Consider the following 18,830-nt stretch of genomic DNA (forward strand, 5'->3'; position numbering starts at 1 on the left):
CTCCGAATGGAGGCGTTTTTTTGTTTTCTTCTTTCTTACAGGCTTAACGATTATAGAAATGTAATGCAATTACGGCCGTTGGCTTTTGAAGTATAAAGCGCGTCGTCTGCTCGTTTGAAGTAATCTTCTACCCGCAGCGCATTATCGACCATGTCGATTACCGTCGCCCCGAAACTCATCGTAACCTTAATATCCGTATTTTCATGCTTAAAAGGATGGCACTCAATGGCCTGCCTTATGCGTTCGAGAACACGCACTGCATTGTCCTTATCTTCAACAGAAAATAGCAATAAAAACTCCTCACCTCCGACACGTCCCAGTCGGTCATAAGGTCGCAACTGGTGCGTGAGCAGTGCACCCAACTCACTTAAAATGGCATCTCCCGCTGGGTGACCAAAATTGTCATTAACCTGCTTGAACCAATCGATATCACACACAGTGAAACACAAACAAGATTTAGATCGAGCTGCACGTGAAAAGTCTTCATGAATGCATTCAAATACTGCTCGTCGATTCATCAAACCCGTTAGTTCATCGAAACGGGCTAACTTATCTAAACGAGACATTGCATTAATAAGTCGACTTTGAAGCTCTAGCGTTCGCTTACCAACTTCAACTCGAGCACGAAGGACCTGCGTATTAAAAGGCTTAGACACAAAATCATTCGCGCCTTTATTTAGCCCCTCTGCAATATGTTCAGCACTGTCTCTCGCGGTACAAATAATGATGTAAGGTGGGTCGTCAGTATCGATTTCTCGTATTTTCTGACAAAGCTCGATGCCACTATAGCCCGGCATCTCCCAGTCAAATAACAATAGAGTCGGAGGCGTCTCTTGCATCATGACTTCCAGAGCTTGGACACCATCATGTGCCACAATAGCTTCCACTCCCCATTTATTCAGGAGAACTTCTACCAGCTTTGCGGTCGCTTTGTCGTCATCAGCAATGAGTGCGGTAATCGGCACGGTAATCTTTCACTTTGAGCAAACCTCGATGAACAAAAATATAACACTTACTGTTCTACTCTATCGAGGGGAATGCAGTACGCCATTCGAGTTTTGGCTCTGAGTCACAATCAGCACGGCAAAGAAGTACAACTATTCGGCATATAAAACGAATCGCTCTAACCCTAATAACTTGGTTCATACTTACCGTAGAGTTTAACTTATTGAGAGTAAGCACTTTACATGAAAAAAACGCCGCCTCCTTCCCGAAGTCCTGTACAGAAAACTGCTCTATTACTGAGTGGAGGAGGAGCACGAGCGGCATATCAAGTAGGCGTATTGAAAGCCATATCAGAATGGTACCCTCGCGTACATGCCAGTCCATTTACCATATACTGTGGAACGTCAGCAGGGGCATTGAATGCAACATCTCTAGCCTGTCATTCGTCATGTTTTCGTCTTGGTGTCAAAAAACTGACTTGGCTTTGGTCAAACCTCGCGACTCAAGATATCTTTCAAAGCTCGGTTTCTGGCATCTTGTCTCACCTCAGCAGACAGGGGTTTGCCCGAATGCAGGCAAAATACCATGATGCACCGCCTTTTGGCCTTCTTGATAATCGCCCCCTGAGGCATCTTCTAAAGCGAGTTCTAAACTTTAATAAAATTGATCATCAGATATTATCTGGTCACCTTCATGGCCTTGCTGTCACTGCCTCTAACTACCAAACCAGTAAATCTGTCACCTTCTTTCAAGGGCAGTCAGATATTGCCCCCTGGACGCGCTCTAGGGCTTTGGGAATAAAAAGCCAGATCACCACAGAACACCTCCTTGCTTCTTCGGCAATTCCGATTGTTTTTCCAGCGACCCAGATTGGACATGGGTACTATGGCGACGGCTCTGTCCACCAAATTGCTCCATTAAGACCTGCACTCAAATTAGGTGCGGAGAAAGTCCTGATTATCGACCTAGCCCCTAAGCAAGCACCTCCGACTCCCTCCATTATCCATGCACCAGGGTTGGCAACCCTTGGAGGGCATCTTATGGATGCCATTTTTGCCGACACGCTGTCTGCTGATCTTGAGCACCTTGATAGAATGAACATGCTTGTCGAATCCTTGGATAAAAAAGCAGCCGATAAATTGGCACTCCGGCAAGTTGATGCCTTCCAACTTTCCCCTTCTTCCCCCTTTGAGCCCCTTGTAGAACGTTACTACTGCCACATGCCTATCGCCGTTAGAAGTTTGATGAGAATTTTGGGCATAAGTCCCATTGATGATGCTGCGATCACGAGTTATCTGTTGTTTGAACCGAAATATATCAATCACTTAATTGACATGGGATATCAAGACGCTCAAAATCTACGATCCGATTTAATCGGGTTTCTCGGTATCGAAAACTAAGACTAAACACTATCAAGCGGCTATCCATTCCATGATCTGGAACGTTACTTGCTTACTGGTTAAAGCATGGACAATCATGGCTATTGGTTTCTGAGGCAATATCGATGAGTACGCAACTGGAACAATTAAAAAATGCCGCGATTCAATCGCGTCGTGTTCCCTTAGGTGCGGATCAGCGGCTTATGGTGCTGCAGAAACTTCAAGGTCGCTTGGAAATCGACCAGCTGTTTGAAGTTTTTATCCGAGAACTTGAAAAACAAATTGACATTACGCGGTTGATTTGGGATCACGAAGATATATCTCACATTGTCAGACGTGGAGGGACGACTGAGTATCGTCAGACCTTCTCGATCAAGTTCGCCCAAACTGCATTAGGCATGCTGCAGTACAGCACCCCCTACAAACTTGATGACGATGAGATCAGTCTGATCCATACCTACCACCGTCTCTTAGCCGGCCCTTTGCGAAATGCTATTGAATATAACCGTGTTAGAAACCTTGCGCTGCTTGATAACCTGACAAGCCTGAATAACCGAACCAGCTTTGAACAAGACCTTCGTCAATCAATTGCACTGGCTGAGCGCAAAGATCATGGCCTCATTTTGATGATCTTCGACATGGATAACTTTAAGCAAGTCAATGATACCTATGGGCACCTTGACGGCGATAAAGTGCTGCGTAGATTTGCCATGCTTCTGAAGCAAGCTATCCGAGCGTCCGATAGATGCTATCGCCTCGGTGGCGATGAATTTGCAGTCTTGCTAACCCCCGCTACACGAGAGTCTGCACAGTTGGTTAATGACCGCTTAAAAACCCTCGTCTCCGCAGATCAACTGCTGACGTCTCACGCGATTACCAGCTCTGTTGGTTGTTCGGAGCACCGTTCAGGTGATAACGCCACATCACTTTTTGAACGCGCAGACCGTGGTATGTATCGCAACAAACATAAACGTCGATAACGCTGTTCTTCTCTCGCACAAAGCTCCTTTTAAGGAGCTTTTTTGTTATATTGCTACTCGAGTTTTTCAAGGAGTGACTATGAAAGTCTACGATTGTTGTGCGCTGATCCGTCAGCGATACGCGGAAATTGGCAGCGGCGAACAAGGGTATATCCCACAAGCTATTACCTGCGCAATTAAAACACTGAACACTATTGCTTCTGACGAAACCATTTCAGATGACCTGCGTGAACAAGCTGCATTTGCAGCCGCTAACCTTCTGATCAGTGATCATGAGGACGCATAATGAATCTTAAAAACTTCGAGACCATGGACACGATTATGCTAATGAGTATTGTGAACATGAAATTGCGAGATGAATTTGACTCTCTAGTGTCTCTTAGCAAGTTCTTTGACATTGATGCTGATGCTTTAAAGCAGAAACTTGCCACCGCTGGTTTTGAGTATATGCCCGAGCAAAATCAGTTCCGTTAAGACTGGTTCTCCAACAGCAAAAAACGGAAGCCAAAGCTTCCGTTTTTTATCCACACTTCACAATGCCAAGCGCGTTAAATCGACATCCAAATCACAGCGGCAACCAACGCAGGACAAACATACTTCACGTAAGCAGGCCAGATTTTCCAAAATAGCCCTTCGTCAATATCATCGTATCCTTGACGCATCTCTTCCAATTGCTTGCTTCGCTTCCAAACCCAACCGCCATACAGACAGAAAAGCAGCGCAGCGATAGGCTGTACATATTGCGTCGCTACCGTCGCGACCAAGCCAAACAAGTCACCAAAGTTAAAGATAATCACCGCACTGAAGGCGGCAATCGCACCGCCTAGCATCCAGCTTGCTGCTATGCGAGATGTGCCTTTACGTTCGTTCAGCAGAGCTACCGGACATTCCAGCATCGAAATAGATGAGGTTAATGCAGCAATCGTCATCAAAACAAAGAATACCAGTGCCACAAACACACCTGCCAAACCCAGACCATCAAACAACATTGGCAACACATCGAACACCAAGGTAGATGAGCTTAGCAACGCGCCGTTCGCATCATAGATTTCTACGCCTTGTTTCATCGCCGCAAACATGGCTGGCATGATAACCAGACCTGCAATCACGGCCACGGCTGTATCGACCAGCGTGACATTTAACGCCATTTTGGGCAGATTTTCTTTCTTGCTAAGGTATGAGCCATAAATCAGCATGGAACAACCACCAATCGTCAGCGAGAAGAAGCCTTGTCCCATCGCCGCAAGGATCAGGTCACTGTCCATGATTCTCGAGAAATCAGGCACCAAGTAGTGCGCCAAACCCTCTGTCGCCCCTGGCAGGGTCATCACATAGACAAACATCAAGCCAAACAGAACAAATAGTGCAGGCATCAAACGCGTCGACCATTTCTCGATACCGTCTTTAACACCGGCTTGAACAATCAATATGGTCAGAAGGTAGAAAACTGCAGCACCAAAAAGATTACGCTCTACCGAAAAACCTTTCAGCCAATCTGATACTGATGTCATGCCCACCAGATCAGCACCAGCTGCGAGCATGAATGACACCAACCAGCCGCCAACAATGCTGTAAAACGCCAGCACGAGACACGGCACCATCAGACCGATAAAACCAACGCCACCGCCTAGCTTTTTGGTAAGGGGTGAATTGCCGAGCTTTTTCATACTGTCGATAGGGTTTGCTTGTCCATGACGGCCAATTGCCATTTCTACCACCAGCATAGGGTACGCCACGATCAGGATCAGAAGCAGGTACACCAGTAAGAATGCGCCGCCACCATTGCTAGCGGCTTGTGTTGGAAAGCCCCAAATATTGCCTAAACCTACCGCAGCACCTGCCGCAGCGAGTACAAAACCAAGGCGGGAACTAAAATGCTCGCGTCCTGCAGCCATTGCGTTAACCTCTTACAATGTATCAGTGAGCTAGTACATTAGTAAAAACCAAGTTTTTTAGCAATAGCAGACAATCTGTTCGAACAAAAAACGAGCAGGCAATATTTAAAACCTGTGAATAGACTCGATACAAACAAAAAAGCCACAGCTAAACGCTGTGGCTTTTTTGAAACTTGGCAACCTATTTCATTTGCGCAAAGTAAGCAGCAAGATTTTCCATATCAGCATCGCTCAACATCGCGGCTTGGGGCTTCATAACCATCGCTTGCGCGCCGGTTCGTTCGCCATTTTTGTAAGCTTTAAGTGCGGATACGATGTACTGCTCATTTTGACCGGCTAGATTTGGATATCCCGGAATTGCCGCAATACCATTCGCACCATGACACGCTGCGCAGATTGCCGCTTTGGCTTTTCCTGCTTCTGCATCACCCGCTGCAACTGCAGATCCTGAAAACGCCATTAACGCGATTGTTAGAGGTATAAGTACTTTCATTGCTTCCTCGCTCTTTATTTCCCAGTTTTTATCATTGTTGCACGTGATTTTTAATCACGCATCAAGGGCATGGAATTTGTTCCAGAGTAGCTCACATTCCTGACCTTCAAACCCTTCACAGACAAATAAACCCGCAACAGCAACAAGTTGCTTACCATAAAAAACAAGCGGCGTTCTACGTCTCTCCCATGTCGGCACACGATATTCTTGGAACAGCTTTTTGAGCTTCCGCTTTCCTTGCCTTCCAATGGGGTGCGCAAGTAACCCCTCCGGATTAAATTGGACCCTAACCACTTCATCTTTTTCCGGTGCTCGAAGCCGTTGCCCACTTCCCGATATGACTGTTGATAAATATATGATTCCTAGTCCATCAGGTAATTTGCACGTCACATCCAAATCTACCTCTTGCACCCAATAAGTGACATCGCTGGTCGGTTTAACGATATAGATAGCCGCACCATGACGGTGAACCCACCACTGTCCGATTTTGAGCTTTGGATTCGCATCTTCAGCAGCATCAATAACCCCACTGAACACTTCCCTCAGCTGAGCCAGTGAAGGTACCGATGCAGTCTGTCGCTTGAACCATCGACGCACAACAGCGGTTTGAATAGCAGTCTCCAGTTGCGTTAATCTCTCAATCGACAAACTTCCATTTGAATTAACAACATCTTGGTCGAAATCCTTTAGCAAAATATCAAGCAACGCTTCTTGTTCAGCACACAATTGCGCAGTCCGGTTTATCGCCTTTGTGATGCCAGGCCAACGCGCCTTTGCCGAAGGTAACCATTCGTTTCTGATGAAGTTACGGTCAAAACGGTTATCTCGATTACTTTCATCCTCAACCCAAGATAATTCCTTGTCTGACGCGTAACTTTCTATCTGATCTCTGCTGGCACTGAGCAAAGGACGAAGCAATTGCGCATGACCCATTTCTCGAAGGGCGGGCATTGATGCTAACCCCGCAGGGCCACTTCCTCGTTTTAACGCAAGCAAGAAAGTTTCGGCCTGATCGTCGGCATGTTGCGCAGCCAATATCAAAGCACCGGGTTCCACATTACTCACTATGGCTTTGTATCTGGCCTCTCTCGCCACTTTCTCCAAACTTTCACCCTGGCTATCGAGACTGACGCGAATGCCTTTGAAAGGAATTTCCACCGCTTTCGCCCAGCCTTCACATTGTGCTAACCATACATCCGCATTGCCGCTCAACCCATGATGAATATGAATCGCCAAGTAGCGGTGCTGCGGGTGTTTATTGCGATATTGAGCGAGAAGATCGAGCATCACGCGAGAGTCGACACCACCACTGAACGCCAACACGATCTGACGTGGAGAGGCCGTATGGACACAAAGTGATTTTTCAAAAAGTGGGAATAGCATAAATGCCTCAACGAAAATTTATCGCTGCCATGATAGCACCAGACATAAAAAAAGGGCCAAATCGGCCCTTTTTATCAATTACTCTGACTGTTAGCAGTAACCGTAGCTCAGCAGTCGTTGATAACGACGCTCACGCAAGTTTTCTGAGTCCAGTTGTTCTAGTTCGTCGAGTTGCTGAACCAACAATGCTTTGATCGCTTCTGCGGTTTTTGCATAGTTACGGTGCGCACCGCCCATTGGCTCTTCGATGATATTGTCGATCAGGCCAAGCTCTTTCAAGCGAGGAGCCGTCATGCCCATGGCTTCAGCAGCTTGAGGAGCTTTGTCTGAATCACGCCATAGGATTGAAGCACAACCTTCTGGAGAGATTACCGAGTAAGTAGAGTATTGAAGCATGTTGACGTAATCACCAACACCGATAGCCAGAGCACCACCAGAACCGCCTTCACCCACAACGTTAACAATGACAGGTACAGTCAATCCTGACATTTCTTTGAGGTTACGCGCGATAGCTTCAGATTGACCACGCTCTTCTGCACCTACTCCCGGGTAAGCACCAGCTGTATCAATAAAAGTGATGATCGGCATGTTAAAACGCTCAGCCATTTTCATCAAACGCAGTGCCTTACGGTAACCTTCAGGCTTTGGCATACCAAAATTACGCTCAACTTTCTCGCGCGTTTCTCGGCCTTTCTGGTGTCCGATGATCATAACTGGGCGGCCGTCGATGCGTGCCATGCCACCGACCATCGCTTTGTCATCTGCGTATGCACGATCACCAGCCAACTGATCGAACTCGGTAAAGATGAGATCGGCATAATCTAATGTGTATGGACGGCGTGGATGACGAGCAAGTTGAGCGACTTGCCATGCGCCCAAATCGCTGAAGATTTTCTTCGTCAGCTCAACGCTTTTTGTCTCCAGTTGCTCGATTTCTTTATCAAGATTGACAGCCTCAGGACCATCGCCACGCTTTGACACGACGCGTAGGGCTTCAATTTTTGCTTCTAGTTCAGCAATCGGCTGTTCAAATTCAAGGAAATTAAGACTCATAGAGAAAGAATCCTGTTTAGGTAATTAAATTGCCCACCCTTGAGGGTGGGACAAAAGTATCAGTCAAATTCCAGCTCGACCTGTTTCTCGCCAAGCAGGGTTTTTAAGTCATCAATCAGCTTGTCGTCCGGCGTTATACGCCACTCTGCTCCTAAGACCAGTTTCGCGCGCACATCGTCACGCTGATAATAAAGGTTCACTGGGACAGTACCTGCCCGGTGAGGCTCTAGTATCTCGCTGAATTGTTCAAAAAATTTGTTATCAATTTGCCTGTCGGTCACCGAGATAGCAAGACCACGCAGGTACTTTTCACGTGCTTGGGAAAGATCAAGCACTTCTCGTGCCGACATTTTAAGACCGCCGTTAAAGTCATCAAAGCTGACCTGTCCAGAAACAACCAAAATTCGGTCTTTTTCGATGAGATCCAGATACTTTTCTAATGCATCTGAGAACAACATCACTTCCATGCGCCCTGAACGGTCGTCCAATGTCAGTATCCCGATGCGCGTTCCACGCTTGGTGGTCATCACACGTGCGGCAATAACGAGTCCCGCAACTGTTGATACAACATCTCGCTTGGTCGCATGCGCATCTTCTAACCGCCACGTAATATAGTGTTTCAACTCTTTCGCGTAGCTGTTTATTGGGTGGCCTGTTAGATAAAGGCCTAGCGTTTCTCGCTCGCCTTCTAACCACACTTTATCTGGCCACGGCGGCACATTCGCGTACTTGTGTTCCACTTCTTCTGGCGCATCTGTTAATACGCCGAACATATCAGCCTGACCGAACGCTTCTGCTTGGTGATGTTGGCTTGCCGATTTAATGGCATTGTCCAATGACGCCATCATTGCAGCACGATGCGGCCCTAAACGATCCAAAGCGCCAGACTGGATAAGCTTTTCAATCACACGTTTATTGACTTTCTTGGTGTCGATACGTGCACAAAAATCAAAGAGGTCGCGGAAATAACCACCTTCCTCACGCGCTTTGATAATATTTTCAATCGGTGCCTCACCTACCCCTTTGATGGCCCCGATACCATAGACAATCTCACCTTTCTCATTAACGTTGAAGCGGTACAGACCTGCATTCACGTCAGGTGGCAGCATGGTGAGTTTCATCCGGCGACATTCTTCCACCAGACCAACGATCTTGTCGGTGTTGTCCATGTCGGCGGTCATTACCGCAGCCATGAACTCTGCTGGATAGTGTGTTTTCAACCAAAGTGTTTGGTAAGACACCAGTGCGTAAGCAGCAGAGTGAGATTTGTTAAAGCCGTAGCCTGCAAACTTCTCTACAAGGTCGAAGATCTTCATCGACAGCTCGCCGTCGACCCCATTCTCGATCGCACCACTTTCGAAGGTCGCGCGCTGCTTGGCCATTTCTTCCGGCTTTTTCTTACCCATTGCACGACGCAGCATATCTGCGCCACCCAAGGTATAGCCAGACAGCACCTGCGCAATCTGCATGACCTGTTCTTGGTAAAGAATGATGCCGTAGGTTGGGTCCAGAATTTCTTTTAACGACTCATGTTGCCATGTCGCATCCGGGTAGGAAATTTCTTCTCGACCGTGCTTACGGTCAATAAAGTTATCTACCATGCCGGACTGCAGCGGGCCAGGGCGGAACAGTGCCACCAGTGCGATGATATCTTCAAAACAGTCTGGCTGTAGACGTTTGATCAGTTCTTTCATACCGCGCGATTCAAGCTGGAATACCGCGGTAGTTTCTGAATTCTGCAGTACGCGAAACGATGCCGCATCTGCAAGTGGAATCGACTCAATACGCACCGGCTCTTGACCTTCGCGCTCAAGACGAGGGTTTATCAGCCCTAATGCCCAGTCAATAATAGTAAGCGTTCGTAGTCCCAAGAAGTCGAACTTAACCAGACCTGCGGTCTCTACGTCGTTCTTATCGAACTGAGTTACCGGGAAGTGACCTTCAGCATCGGCGTAAATCGGCGCGAAATCGGTAATAGTCGTAGGCGAGATAACCACACCACCCGCGTGCTTACCCGCATTACGAGTACAGCCTTCCAAAATCCGGCAGGTATCAATCAGCTCACGGACTTCTTCATCCGCCTCATAGATTTCACCCAGTTGCGGCTCAGCATCGAATGCTTTTGTCAGTGTCATACCCGGATCAGGCGGCACCAACTTAGAGATGCGGTCAACGAAACCATAAGGGTGGCCCAGCACCCGCCCTACATCGCGAATTACCGCTTTAGCTGCCATGGTACCGAACGTGATAATCTGAGATACCGCGTCACGACCATACATTTCGGCCACGTGATCAATAACCTGATCACGTTTATCCATACAGAAATCGACGTCGAAATCGGGCATGGAAACACGTTCTGGGTTCAAGAAACGTTCGAAGAGCAGATCGTATTCGAGTGGATCCAGATCGGTGATTTTAAGTGCGTAGGCCACCAGCGAGCCGGCACCCGAACCACGGCCCGGACCAACAGGAATGGCGTTGTCTTTTGACCACTGGATAAACTCCATAACGATCAAGAAGTAACCCGGAAAGCCCATGTTATTGATTACTTCAAGTTCGATCTCTAGACGCTCATCGTACTCAGGACGGCGTTTAAGGCGCTCTTCTTCATCTGGGAAAAGAAACTCTAGACGCTCTTCCAACCCTTCTCGTGATTTCAACACCAAGAATTCGGTTTCTTTCATGCCTTCAGTAGGGAAAGCGGGCAGGAAGTATTCATTGAGGCGCACAGTAACATTACAACGCTTGGCAATTTCAACCGTATTTGCCAATGCTTCAGGAATGTCATGAAACAGCTCGCACATTTCCTCTTCACTACGAAGATACTGCTGCGGGCTATAGTTTTTCGGACGTCGCGGATCTTCCAGCGTGAATCCATCGTGAATCGCTACGCGAATTTCATGCGCATCAAACAAATCAGATGTTAAAAAACAAACTTCATTGGTCGCAACGACAGGCAAGTCGTTTTCGACAGCAAAGTCGAGAGCAAAGTGCAGGTACGCTTCTTCATCGGGACGCCCTGTGCGAGTTAATTCGAGGTAATACGCATCAGGGAAATGAGCTTGGTAAAACGCAGCACATTGTTGGGCAAGTGCCATGTTGCCTTTCAGCAACGCTTTACCTAAATCACCCTTTCTTCCGCCAGATAAGATGATTAAGCCTTCTTTAAGCTCAATCAACCATTCCAAGTCAATGACAGGCTGGTGCTGAACATGACCACGAAGATAAGCCTTAGAAATCAGCAAGGTTAGATTCTTGTAGCCCGCATTATTGGCTGCCAGAACAGTGAGTTGACACAAATCATCACCAAACGCATCAGATTGAACCTTAAAGTCGGCTCCGATGACTGGCTTTACACCACACCCTTGCGCTGTGTTGTAGAACTTCACCAGACCACAGAGGTTGGTAAAGTCGGTGAGTGCCATTGCAGGCATGCCCATTTCGGCAACCTTTTTTACCAATGGAGGCACTTTTCCAAGGCCATCAACCATGGAATAATCACTGTGAACACGAAGGTGAATAAAGCGTGGGTCTGACATAGTACTCTTACGTTACTGAATAATTGTTAGATATGGATAGAGGGAGATGACTCTCCCTCTATGGGCATTATGCAATGCCGAGAGCTTTCTTAACAGGTTTAAAACTCTTTCGGTGCTCTGGGATAGCACCGTGGGCTTCGAGTGCTTCGAAATGCACCTTTGTTGGGTAACCTTTGTGCTTGGCAAAGCCGTACTGTGGGTATTGAGCATCCAATACTTCCATTTCACGATCACGTACCACTTTCGCCAAAATTGACGCAGCACTGATCTCCGCCACACGTAAATCGCCTTTTACCACAGCTTGCGCGGGCACATTTAGCCCTTTGGGTACGCGGTTGCCGTCAATCAACACAAAGTCAGGTGTGATGTTTAAACCTGCAACAGCACGCTCCATAGCAAGCATGGTCGCTGACAAGATGTTGATGTCATCAATTTCTTCCGGCTCTGCTCGGCCTAACGACCACGCCAATGCTTTTTCTTTGATTTCTTCAAACAACACTGCGCGTTTTTTATCTGACAATTTTTTCGAATCGGTCAGGCCTTCAATGGGATTATTGGGATCCAAAATAACAGCAGCGGTAACAACGGCACCAACTAGGGGGCCTCGCCCTACTTCATCGACACCAGCAATTAGGCTGGCATTGGGATAAATAAAAGGTTCAAATTCCATCGATTAATGTCCAATCAAGTTCAACACGGCTCGCGCGGAAGATTTATCTGCATCACAACGGATCACTTCATGCAGACGCGTGAATTCATCCATCAGCTGGTCATTGTTTCCATCAAGGTAACGCGATACATCAGCGGCAAGTTGCTCCGGCGTACAAGCTTCTTGCAACCTTTCAGGAACCAACTCTCGACCCGCCAGAATATTTGGCAAAGAAACGAACTCGGTTTTCAACAGACGCTTAGCCAGCCAAGCCGTAATGGCATTGACCTTATAACCGACAACCATTGGGCGTTTCACTAACATGCATTCCAGTGCGACAGTCCCGGACGCAAGTAGCACAGCATCAGAGGCTGTTATCACGTTTCGAGCAGTATCATCGACCAGAGTGAAGTCAAGTTCAGGTGCAGTTTCTTGCCATGCTTGCTCAAATTGAGCACGGCGCTTTTCATTAACCAGAGCAACAGCAAAACCTAAATCTGGATGTGTCTTCTTCAACAGCTTGCAGGTTTCAATAAAGGTCGGAGCCAGCAGTTTCATTTCACCGCCACGGCTACCTGGCAACACCGCCAAGTATCGCTTGTCTTTATCAAGCGCCAGCAATTCGCGCGCCGCCGCTTTGTCGCTGACCAACGGAATATCATCGGCCATCGTGTGCCCTACGAATTCGCAAGGGACAGAAAATTTATCGTAAAATGCTTTTTCAAAAGGCAGTAGAGCAAGAACCAGATTCGTGGCTTTTGCAATGCCAAAGATACGTTTCTGACGCCAAGCCCAGACACTCGGGCTAACGTAATGAACGGTTTTAATACCGTTATCTTTGAGAGACTTTTCTAAGCGAAGATTGAAGTCCGGGGCGTCAATGCCAACAAAAACATCCGGTGGGTTCGCAACAAAGTAATCGACAAGCTCGCGCTTTACTTTCAACAAACGAGGTAAGCGGCCTAGGACTTCGACAATCCCCATCACTGCAAGCTCCTCCATGTCGAAGAGTGCTTCACAGCCTAGTGCTTTCATGCGAGGGCCGCCGATACCCACAAACTCTGCATCTGGGTATTGTGCTTTCACTGCCTGAATAAAACCGGCACCTAAAATATCGCCGGAGATTTCCCCGGCGACAATTCCAATTCGAAGTGGCTTAGCCATTAGCGAATAATGCCTCGCGTTGAGTTTTCAAAAAACTCAACAAACAGGTCTAATGCTGGCTCGTCTTTAGCCGATTCAGCAATGGTTTTCTTGGCTTCTTCCAGTGTTTTACCTGAACGATACAGTTCTTTATAAACCGCACGAATGGCTTTAATTGCACTTTTTTCAAAGCCACGACGCTTCAGGCCTTCCACGTTGATACCAAATGGCGCGCAGTGGTTGCCTTGTGCCATCACATATGGCGGCACGTCTTGAACCACGATTGAACCACCACCCAGCATACTGTGGCTACCGATTACGCAGAATTGGTGAATCGCAGTCATGCCGCCAACAATGGCTTGATTACCCACTTTTACATGGCCAGCAAGCGTTGCGTTGTTAGCAAAGATACAGCGATCGCCAATTACACAGTCATGTGCAACGTGCGCATTCACCATAAACAGGTTGTCATTACCTACTTTGGTGATGCCTTGATCTTGTACCGTGCCACGATGCATGGTTACACTTTCGCGAATGGTATTACGGTCGCCGATGATCAGAGTCGTTGGTTCGTCCGCATACTTCAGATCCTGACATTCTTCGCCAATCGACGCGAATTGGAAGATCTTGTTATCACGACCAATTTTCGTGGGGCCTTTAATCACAACATGGGTCTTTACTTCGGTGCCATCACCGATCTCTACACCCTTGCCGATAAAAGAAAAAGCACCAACTTTTACATTGGCACCTAAAACCACGCCATCTTCTACAACAGCGGTAGGATGAACTTGTGCGGATTCATGGATCACGATTAGAACTCTCTTCTGGCACACTTCAGGTCAGCAGAACACACAACCTTACCATCAACTTTAGCAACACCCGTGAAGGCTGCGATACCGCGGCGCTCTTTAATGAACTCCACTTCCAGTACCATCTGATCGCCTGGTGTCACAGGTGCACGGAATTTTGCGTTATCAATGCTCGCAAAGTAGTACAACTCGTTTTCAGCTGGCTGACCGAACGTTTTAAATGCTAACAAGCCAGTTGCTTGCGCCATCGCTTCAAGGATCAAAACACCAGGGAATACTGGTAGCTGCGGGAAGTGACCCGTGAACTGTGGCTCGTTTACTGATACGTTTTTGATAGCGTGAAGGTATTTACCTTCTTCAAAATCGGTAACACGGTCAATCAACAAAAATGGATAACGGTGTGGCAGCAGGTCTTTAATTTCGTGAATAGTTAAAGTTTTGTTTTCGCGACTCAAGGTAATATTCCCGTATGAAAAGCTTATTATTTTAGTCGTTGATAATGCAAAATGGCCCACGCTGCAGACCACGGTCAAACTGAGGACAACTCAATACGCCGTGTGCCACCAGAGTAGGCCATCAGAAACAGGAAGTTACTCGCTGTCTTCTAGCTGTTTTTCAACGGCTTTCAATCGTTTGTGCATGTCTTCGATCTTCATAACGCGTGCCGCAGTTTTGCGCCACTCTCTATTCGTTTGAAGAGGGATACCCGAAGAATACATACCTGGCTCAGTGATTGGACGCATCACCATTGCCATGCCGGTGATAGTAACACCATCTGTGATTTCCATATGGCCGTTAAAGACACATGCACCACCAATAATACAGTGCTTGCCGACTTTAAGGCTGCCCGCCATAACGGTTGCGCCAGCGATGGCGGTATTTTCACCGATCTGCACATTATGCGCGATTTGGCACTGATTGTCGATTATCACGCCGTCAGAGATGATGGTGTCATCCAATGCGCCACGGTCAATAGTGGTACATGCACCAATTTCCACACGATCACCAATAACAACCGTGCCCACTTGCGGTATTTTCACCCAACGACCTTTGTCATTGGCATAACCGAAACCATCGGAACCAATTACCGTTCCCGATTGAATCAAGCAAGATTCTCCAATGCGAACATTGTGATAAATGCTCACATTTGCCCAAAGGCGAGAATTTGCTCCCAATGAGGCATTCTTACCCACAAAACAACCCGCACCAATTTGTACGTTGTCGCCTAGGATCACACCATCTTCAACTACTGCATTGTGACCAACAGACACACCTTCACCCAGAATCGCAGTCGGCGAAACATAAGCACTCGGCGCAATGTCAGTGGCACATGCAGGGGTAGTGTCCAACAACTGTGCGGTCAATGCGTAACCCAAGTAAGGGTCACGCATCACCAGAGTGTTGCCATTGCAATAAGCGAGGTCGGCTTCCTTGACCATCACTGCGCTCGCCTTGCATTCCGCAAGGTGTTTACGGTATTTGCTGCTAGACAAGAAGGTAATCTGACCCTCAACTGCCTTGTCCATTCCCGCAATTGAACTGATTGTGACGCTACCATCACCGTGCAATTCTGCACCCAGTTTTTCCGCTAAATCAGCGAGAGTAATAGAAGCCATTTTCTACCTTATTTTACTGCTTTAAGTACTTTCTCAGAGATATCGTCTTTCGGGCTAGCATAGTGAACAACCTGACGATCCAACACCATGTTGTAGCCTTCTTTTTTCGCTACAGATTCGATGGCTTTCTGAATTCTTTCCGCCAGTTTGCGCTGCTCTTCTGCGCCACGCTTTTGCTGATCTTCGCGAAGATTGGTTACTTCTAGTTTCAGCTCAGCATCCATCGATTGAAGACCACGTTGCAATTTAACGCGCTCATCATCGCTCATCAGTTCGCCATTGCGCTTGAGCTTATCGAGGTCTTTTTTCATTTTCGCTTCGAGGCGCTCAATTTTAGCGATTCGATCTTTAAACTCAACGCGTAGTTTTTCCTGTACGTTGCTTTGCTTGGCAAGCTGAGCCATCAGAGGCCCGGTCGCTACGTAACCAATTTTTTGCGCCGCTTCAGCCGCGTGAGCAAACATACTTGAGGTGGCGATCACTAGGCTAAGGCCTGCCGCTTTGATAAATGGTTTCAAGTTTTTCTCCTAATATTGAAAATCAGAACGTACGGCCAATGGTAAAGGTGAAGAATTCCTCGTCATCACCTTCAAAGCTCTTAATTGGTTTAGCTACAGAGAATACCAATGGTCCCATCGGCGAACGCCATTGCAGTGCCGCACCATAAGACGCGCGATAGTTTGTTGGGTCGCTGTAGTCATAGATATATTCTTGGCCACTTATGACACGCGCGTCATTTAAATCGTATTCCGTATCCCAAACAGATGCCGCATCAACAAAGACACTGGTTCGAATCGAATTTCTCACGTCAGCAGAAACAAATGGCGTCGGGAAGATCAACTCTACACTCGCCAGAGCCGTTGCGTTACCACCCACGGAATCATTGCTGCCAACCAATCCAGGGTTATTACCTGCGCCCTGATTATAAACTGCTTTTGGACCCGCCGTATTAGAACGGAAACCACGCAATGTGGAAAAACCACCTGCATAGAAGTTCTCATAGAATGGCAACAGATAATCGTCTTCACCATTGCTACCATAACCGTTACCGTAGCCTAAGCGTCCACGGAGCAACACTGAAAAGTCGTGTGATTCAGTCAATGGAATATACTGGCGAGCGTCGTACTGGAGTTTAAAGTACTGCGCATCAGAGCCTGGCACCGTCATACTGAAAGAAGCACGCTGGTAATTACCCGCAGTCGGGAAGAAGCCTCGGTTTAAGTTGTTACGTGTCCAGCTCGCCGACCAATCAAAGTCATCGACTTCTAGGCCCCCGTTATCAGTTACGCTGTCTCCCATAGAATCCAGGAACTTCTCAATTTGGTAGTAACCACCCAAATTTTCGATTTGTCGGTGCGTATAACCTATTGAAAAATCGAAGTAGTTCAATTCATCGAATGGGAAACCCCATGTCAGGCTAGTACCATAGCTTTTATCGGTATAGTCAACGATATTCGCGTCTGATGCTTCAAACTCGTTGTAGAAAATCTTGCCACCCAAGCTGATCCCATCGAGGGTCCAGTATGGGTCACGATAATCCAACGTCAGGTTCTTCTGGTAACTGTTGATCATCGCATTGATACCAAAGCGATTACCCGTACCCGCAAAGTTATCTTGCTGAATACCCGCTTGGAAACTAATGCCAGACTCAGTACCGTAACCTATACCAAAGTTAACGCTACCTGAGTTCGTTTCTTTTACCACGTACTCAACGTCAACCTGATCATCAGTACCCGGCACGCGGGTAGTGCGCACATCTACCGTTTCAAAGTAACCCAGACGGTTAAGACGTTCTTTACTGGTTTCTACCGATTTGGCATTCAACCAAGAGCCTTCCATCTGGCGCATTTCACGGCGCAACACTTCATCTCGGGTTGTTTGGTTGCCAGAAAATCGGATATTTCTAACGTAAACACGCTTACCAGGGTCGATATTAATATTCAATGCGACCGTTTTTGCATCATCATTGAATTCTGGAATTGTCGTAACCTGAGGATAAGCATAGCCTTGCTCACCCAAGGTTTTCTTAATGGCATCTTCAAGTGCTGTTACACGTTGACCGTTGTAAACATCACCGTCTTTAAATGTCACCAGCTTTTCATATTGCGAACTGTCTTTTCCACCTCGGAAAGATACACCGGACACGGTATACGGTTCGCCTTCATCGATATTCAAGGTGATGTAGACACCTTTTTTATCGGGTGAAATCGATACGTTTGTCGACTCGACGCGAAACTTAAGATAACCACGGTTTAGGTAGAAAGAGCGCAGGGCTTCTAGGTCGCCAGCCAACGCTTGTTTCTGGTATTTTTCATTCGCAAGGAAATTCCACCAAGGAACATCTGCACGGAGCTTGAAGTTAGACTTCAACTCGTCATCTGAAAAGACCTTGTTGCCAATAAAGTTGATTTGTTGAATGGTCGCAGAGACACCTTCAGTGAACACAAACTTCACATCGGCACGATTACGAGGAAGTGGCGTAATCACAGTGCTCACTAGCGCATTGTATTTACCTACGCTGTAATAGAAGTCTTCCAGACCCTGCTCAATATTTGACAGTTTGGTGCGATCAAGGGCTTCGCCAACACGCAGTCCGGATGCAGAAAGGTTCTCTTGGAGCATCTCGTCTTTAATGGCACTGTTACCAGAAAATGAAACACTCGCGATGGTAGGACGTTCGATAACTTTGACGACCAGATCGTCACCATCTCGGAATACACGAACGTTCTCGAAGTTACCCGTTGAAAACAGAGATTTGATAATTTCCGCGACATCGCTATCGCTAATGCTGTCGCCGACGCGCACAGGCATAGCCAGAAGTGCCGCACCTAAGCTGACACGCTGTAGGCCCTCAAATTGAATGTCATCCACTACGAACTGGTTAGCCGTAACAGAGCCCGAGAATAAGAGTGAGGCCAGTAAAAGTTTTTTCATCGCCATTGTTGC

The 18,830-nt window shown here is 47.2% G+C and carries 17 protein-coding genes; 4 read left to right on the forward strand and 13 right to left on the reverse strand.

Annotated elements, in window-relative coordinates; translation table 11 throughout:
- Positions 1 to 50: 50 nt before the first annotated feature.
- Complete coding sequence (locus tag LRP49_RS21415) at positions 51 to 965, reverse strand: GGDEF domain-containing response regulator (RefSeq protein ID WP_274144828.1); 915 nt, start codon at positions 963 to 965, stop codon at positions 51 to 53.
- Positions 966 to 1,187: 222 nt separating this feature from the next.
- Between LRP49_RS21415 and LRP49_RS21420 the strand changes: the two genes are divergently transcribed.
- The 4 genes from LRP49_RS21420 to LRP49_RS21435 all read left to right on the forward strand — a co-directional run bounded on the left by LRP49_RS21420 (position 1,188) and on the right by LRP49_RS21435 (position 3,778).
- The gene (locus tag LRP49_RS21420; RefSeq protein ID WP_274144830.1) at positions 1,188 to 2,345 is read left to right on the forward strand and encodes a patatin-like phospholipase family protein; all 1,158 of its coding nucleotides are present in this window, start codon (positions 1,188 to 1,190) and stop codon (positions 2,343 to 2,345) included.
- Between the two features lie 104 nt (positions 2,346 to 2,449).
- Positions 2,450 to 3,304, forward strand: a complete 855-nt coding sequence (locus tag LRP49_RS21425) for a GGDEF domain-containing protein (RefSeq protein ID WP_274144832.1) — start codon at positions 2,450 to 2,452, stop codon at positions 3,302 to 3,304.
- Between the two features lie 79 nt (positions 3,305 to 3,383).
- Positions 3,384 to 3,590, forward strand: coding sequence for a YaeP family protein (locus LRP49_RS21430; RefSeq protein ID WP_274144833.1), 207 nt, complete (start codon positions 3,384 to 3,386; stop codon positions 3,588 to 3,590).
- Positions 3,590 to 3,778 (forward strand): DUF4250 domain-containing protein, encoded by a 189-nt coding sequence (locus LRP49_RS21435; protein ID WP_274144835.1) that lies wholly within the window; start codon positions 3,590 to 3,592, stop codon positions 3,776 to 3,778. The genes LRP49_RS21430 and LRP49_RS21435 overlap by 1 nt, the downstream gene beginning before the upstream one ends.
- 74 nt (positions 3,779 to 3,852) lie before the next feature.
- Here LRP49_RS21435 and LRP49_RS21440 read toward each other — a convergent pair whose 3' ends face one another.
- The 12 genes from LRP49_RS21440 to bamA all read right to left on the reverse strand — a co-directional run bounded on the left by LRP49_RS21440 (position 3,853) and on the right by bamA (position 18,824).
- Positions 3,853 to 5,199, reverse strand: a complete 1,347-nt coding sequence (locus LRP49_RS21440; RefSeq protein ID WP_274144836.1) for a sodium-dependent transporter — start codon at positions 5,197 to 5,199, stop codon at positions 3,853 to 3,855.
- A gap of 181 nt (positions 5,200 to 5,380) precedes the next feature.
- A complete protein-coding gene (locus LRP49_RS21445) occupies positions 5,381 to 5,692 on the reverse strand; it encodes a c-type cytochrome (RefSeq protein ID WP_274144838.1) in 312 nt (103 codons plus the stop codon).
- Between the two features lie 54 nt (positions 5,693 to 5,746).
- Positions 5,747 to 7,075, reverse strand: a complete 1,329-nt coding sequence (gene tilS, locus LRP49_RS21450) for a tRNA lysidine(34) synthetase TilS (protein ID WP_274144840.1) — start codon at positions 7,073 to 7,075, stop codon at positions 5,747 to 5,749.
- Positions 7,076 to 7,165: 90 nt separating this feature from the next.
- Positions 7,166 to 8,128 carry an acetyl-CoA carboxylase carboxyl transferase subunit alpha gene (gene accA / locus LRP49_RS21455; protein ID WP_274144842.1) on the reverse strand — a complete coding sequence of 321 codons (963 nt, stop codon included), beginning with the start codon at positions 8,126 to 8,128 and terminating at the stop codon, positions 7,166 to 7,168.
- Positions 8,129 to 8,187: 59 nt separating this feature from the next.
- On the reverse strand, positions 8,188 to 11,667 hold the full coding sequence (dnaE, locus tag LRP49_RS21460) for a DNA polymerase III subunit alpha (RefSeq protein ID WP_274144844.1): 3,480 nt from the start codon (positions 11,665 to 11,667) through the stop codon (positions 8,188 to 8,190).
- A 67-nt stretch (positions 11,668 to 11,734) separates the two neighbouring features.
- Positions 11,735 to 12,337: a ribonuclease HII gene (gene rnhB, locus LRP49_RS21465; protein ID WP_274144845.1), complete on the reverse strand. Its 603-nt coding sequence runs from the start codon at positions 12,335 to 12,337 to the stop codon at positions 11,735 to 11,737.
- Positions 12,338 to 12,340: 3 nt separating this feature from the next.
- On the reverse strand, positions 12,341 to 13,480 hold the full coding sequence (gene lpxB / locus LRP49_RS21470) for a lipid-A-disaccharide synthase (protein WP_274144846.1): 1,140 nt from the start codon (positions 13,478 to 13,480) through the stop codon (positions 12,341 to 12,343).
- Positions 13,480 to 14,268, reverse strand: coding sequence for an acyl-ACP--UDP-N-acetylglucosamine O-acyltransferase (gene lpxA, locus LRP49_RS21475; RefSeq protein WP_274144847.1), 789 nt, complete (start codon positions 14,266 to 14,268; stop codon positions 13,480 to 13,482). Before lpxA ends, lpxB begins: the two co-directional genes overlap by 1 nt.
- Before the next feature lie 2 nt (positions 14,269 to 14,270).
- Complete coding sequence (gene fabZ, locus LRP49_RS21480) at positions 14,271 to 14,723, reverse strand: 3-hydroxyacyl-ACP dehydratase FabZ (RefSeq protein WP_274144849.1); 453 nt, start codon at positions 14,721 to 14,723, stop codon at positions 14,271 to 14,273.
- Positions 14,724 to 14,858: 135 nt separating this feature from the next.
- Positions 14,859 to 15,884, reverse strand: coding sequence for a UDP-3-O-(3-hydroxymyristoyl)glucosamine N-acyltransferase (lpxD, locus tag LRP49_RS21485; RefSeq protein WP_274144851.1), 1,026 nt, complete (start codon positions 15,882 to 15,884; stop codon positions 14,859 to 14,861).
- Between the two features lie 8 nt (positions 15,885 to 15,892).
- Positions 15,893 to 16,402, reverse strand: coding sequence for an OmpH/Skp family outer membrane protein (locus tag LRP49_RS21490; RefSeq protein ID WP_274144853.1), 510 nt, complete (start codon positions 16,400 to 16,402; stop codon positions 15,893 to 15,895).
- 22 nt (positions 16,403 to 16,424) lie between these two features.
- On the reverse strand, positions 16,425 to 18,824 hold the full coding sequence (gene bamA, locus LRP49_RS21495) for an outer membrane protein assembly factor BamA (RefSeq protein ID WP_274144854.1): 2,400 nt from the start codon (positions 18,822 to 18,824) through the stop codon (positions 16,425 to 16,427).
- Positions 18,825 to 18,830: the final 6 nt, after the last annotated feature.

The sequence above is a fragment of the Enterovibrio qingdaonensis genome (genome assembly GCF_028683135.1).
Taxonomy (GTDB): Bacteria; Pseudomonadota; Gammaproteobacteria; order Enterobacterales; family Vibrionaceae; genus Enterovibrio; species Enterovibrio qingdaonensis.

Excerpts from the sequence above, each read along its gene's own strand:
- lpxD (WP_274144851.1), bottom strand. The coding sequence starts at position 15,884 with ATGGCTTCTATTACTCTCGCTGATTTAGCGGAAAAACTGGGTGCAGAA.
- LRP49_RS21425 (WP_274144832.1), top strand. The coding sequence starts at position 2,450 with ATGAGTACGCAACTGGAACAATTAAAAAATGCCGCGATTCAATCGCGT.
- LRP49_RS21445 (WP_274144838.1), bottom strand. The coding sequence starts at position 5,692 with ATGAAAGTACTTATACCTCTAACAATCGCGTTAATGGCGTTTTCAGGA.
- rnhB (WP_274144845.1), bottom strand. The coding sequence starts at position 12,337 with ATGGAATTTGAACCTTTTATTTATCCCAATGCCAGCCTAATTGCTGGT.
- LRP49_RS21420 (WP_274144830.1), top strand. The coding sequence starts at position 1,188 with ATGAAAAAAACGCCGCCTCCTTCCCGAAGTCCTGTACAGAAAACTGCT.
- accA (WP_274144842.1), bottom strand. The coding sequence starts at position 8,128 with ATGAGTCTTAATTTCCTTGAATTTGAACAGCCGATTGCTGAACTAGAA.
- LRP49_RS21440 (WP_274144836.1), bottom strand. The coding sequence starts at position 5,199 with ATGGCTGCAGGACGCGAGCATTTTAGTTCCCGCCTTGGTTTTGTACTC.
- LRP49_RS21430 (WP_274144833.1), top strand. The coding sequence starts at position 3,384 with ATGAAAGTCTACGATTGTTGTGCGCTGATCCGTCAGCGATACGCGGAA.
- dnaE (WP_274144844.1), bottom strand. The coding sequence starts at position 11,667 with ATGTCAGACCCACGCTTTATTCACCTTCGTGTTCACAGTGATTATTCC.
- lpxB (WP_274144846.1), bottom strand. The coding sequence starts at position 13,480 with ATGGCTAAGCCACTTCGAATTGGAATTGTCGCCGGGGAAATCTCCGGC.
- tilS (WP_274144840.1), bottom strand. The coding sequence starts at position 7,075 with ATGCTATTCCCACTTTTTGAAAAATCACTTTGTGTCCATACGGCCTCT.
- LRP49_RS21435 (WP_274144835.1), top strand. The coding sequence starts at position 3,590 with ATGAATCTTAAAAACTTCGAGACCATGGACACGATTATGCTAATGAGT.
- bamA (WP_274144854.1), bottom strand. The coding sequence starts at position 18,824 with ATGGCGATGAAAAAACTTTTACTGGCCTCACTCTTATTCTCGGGCTCT.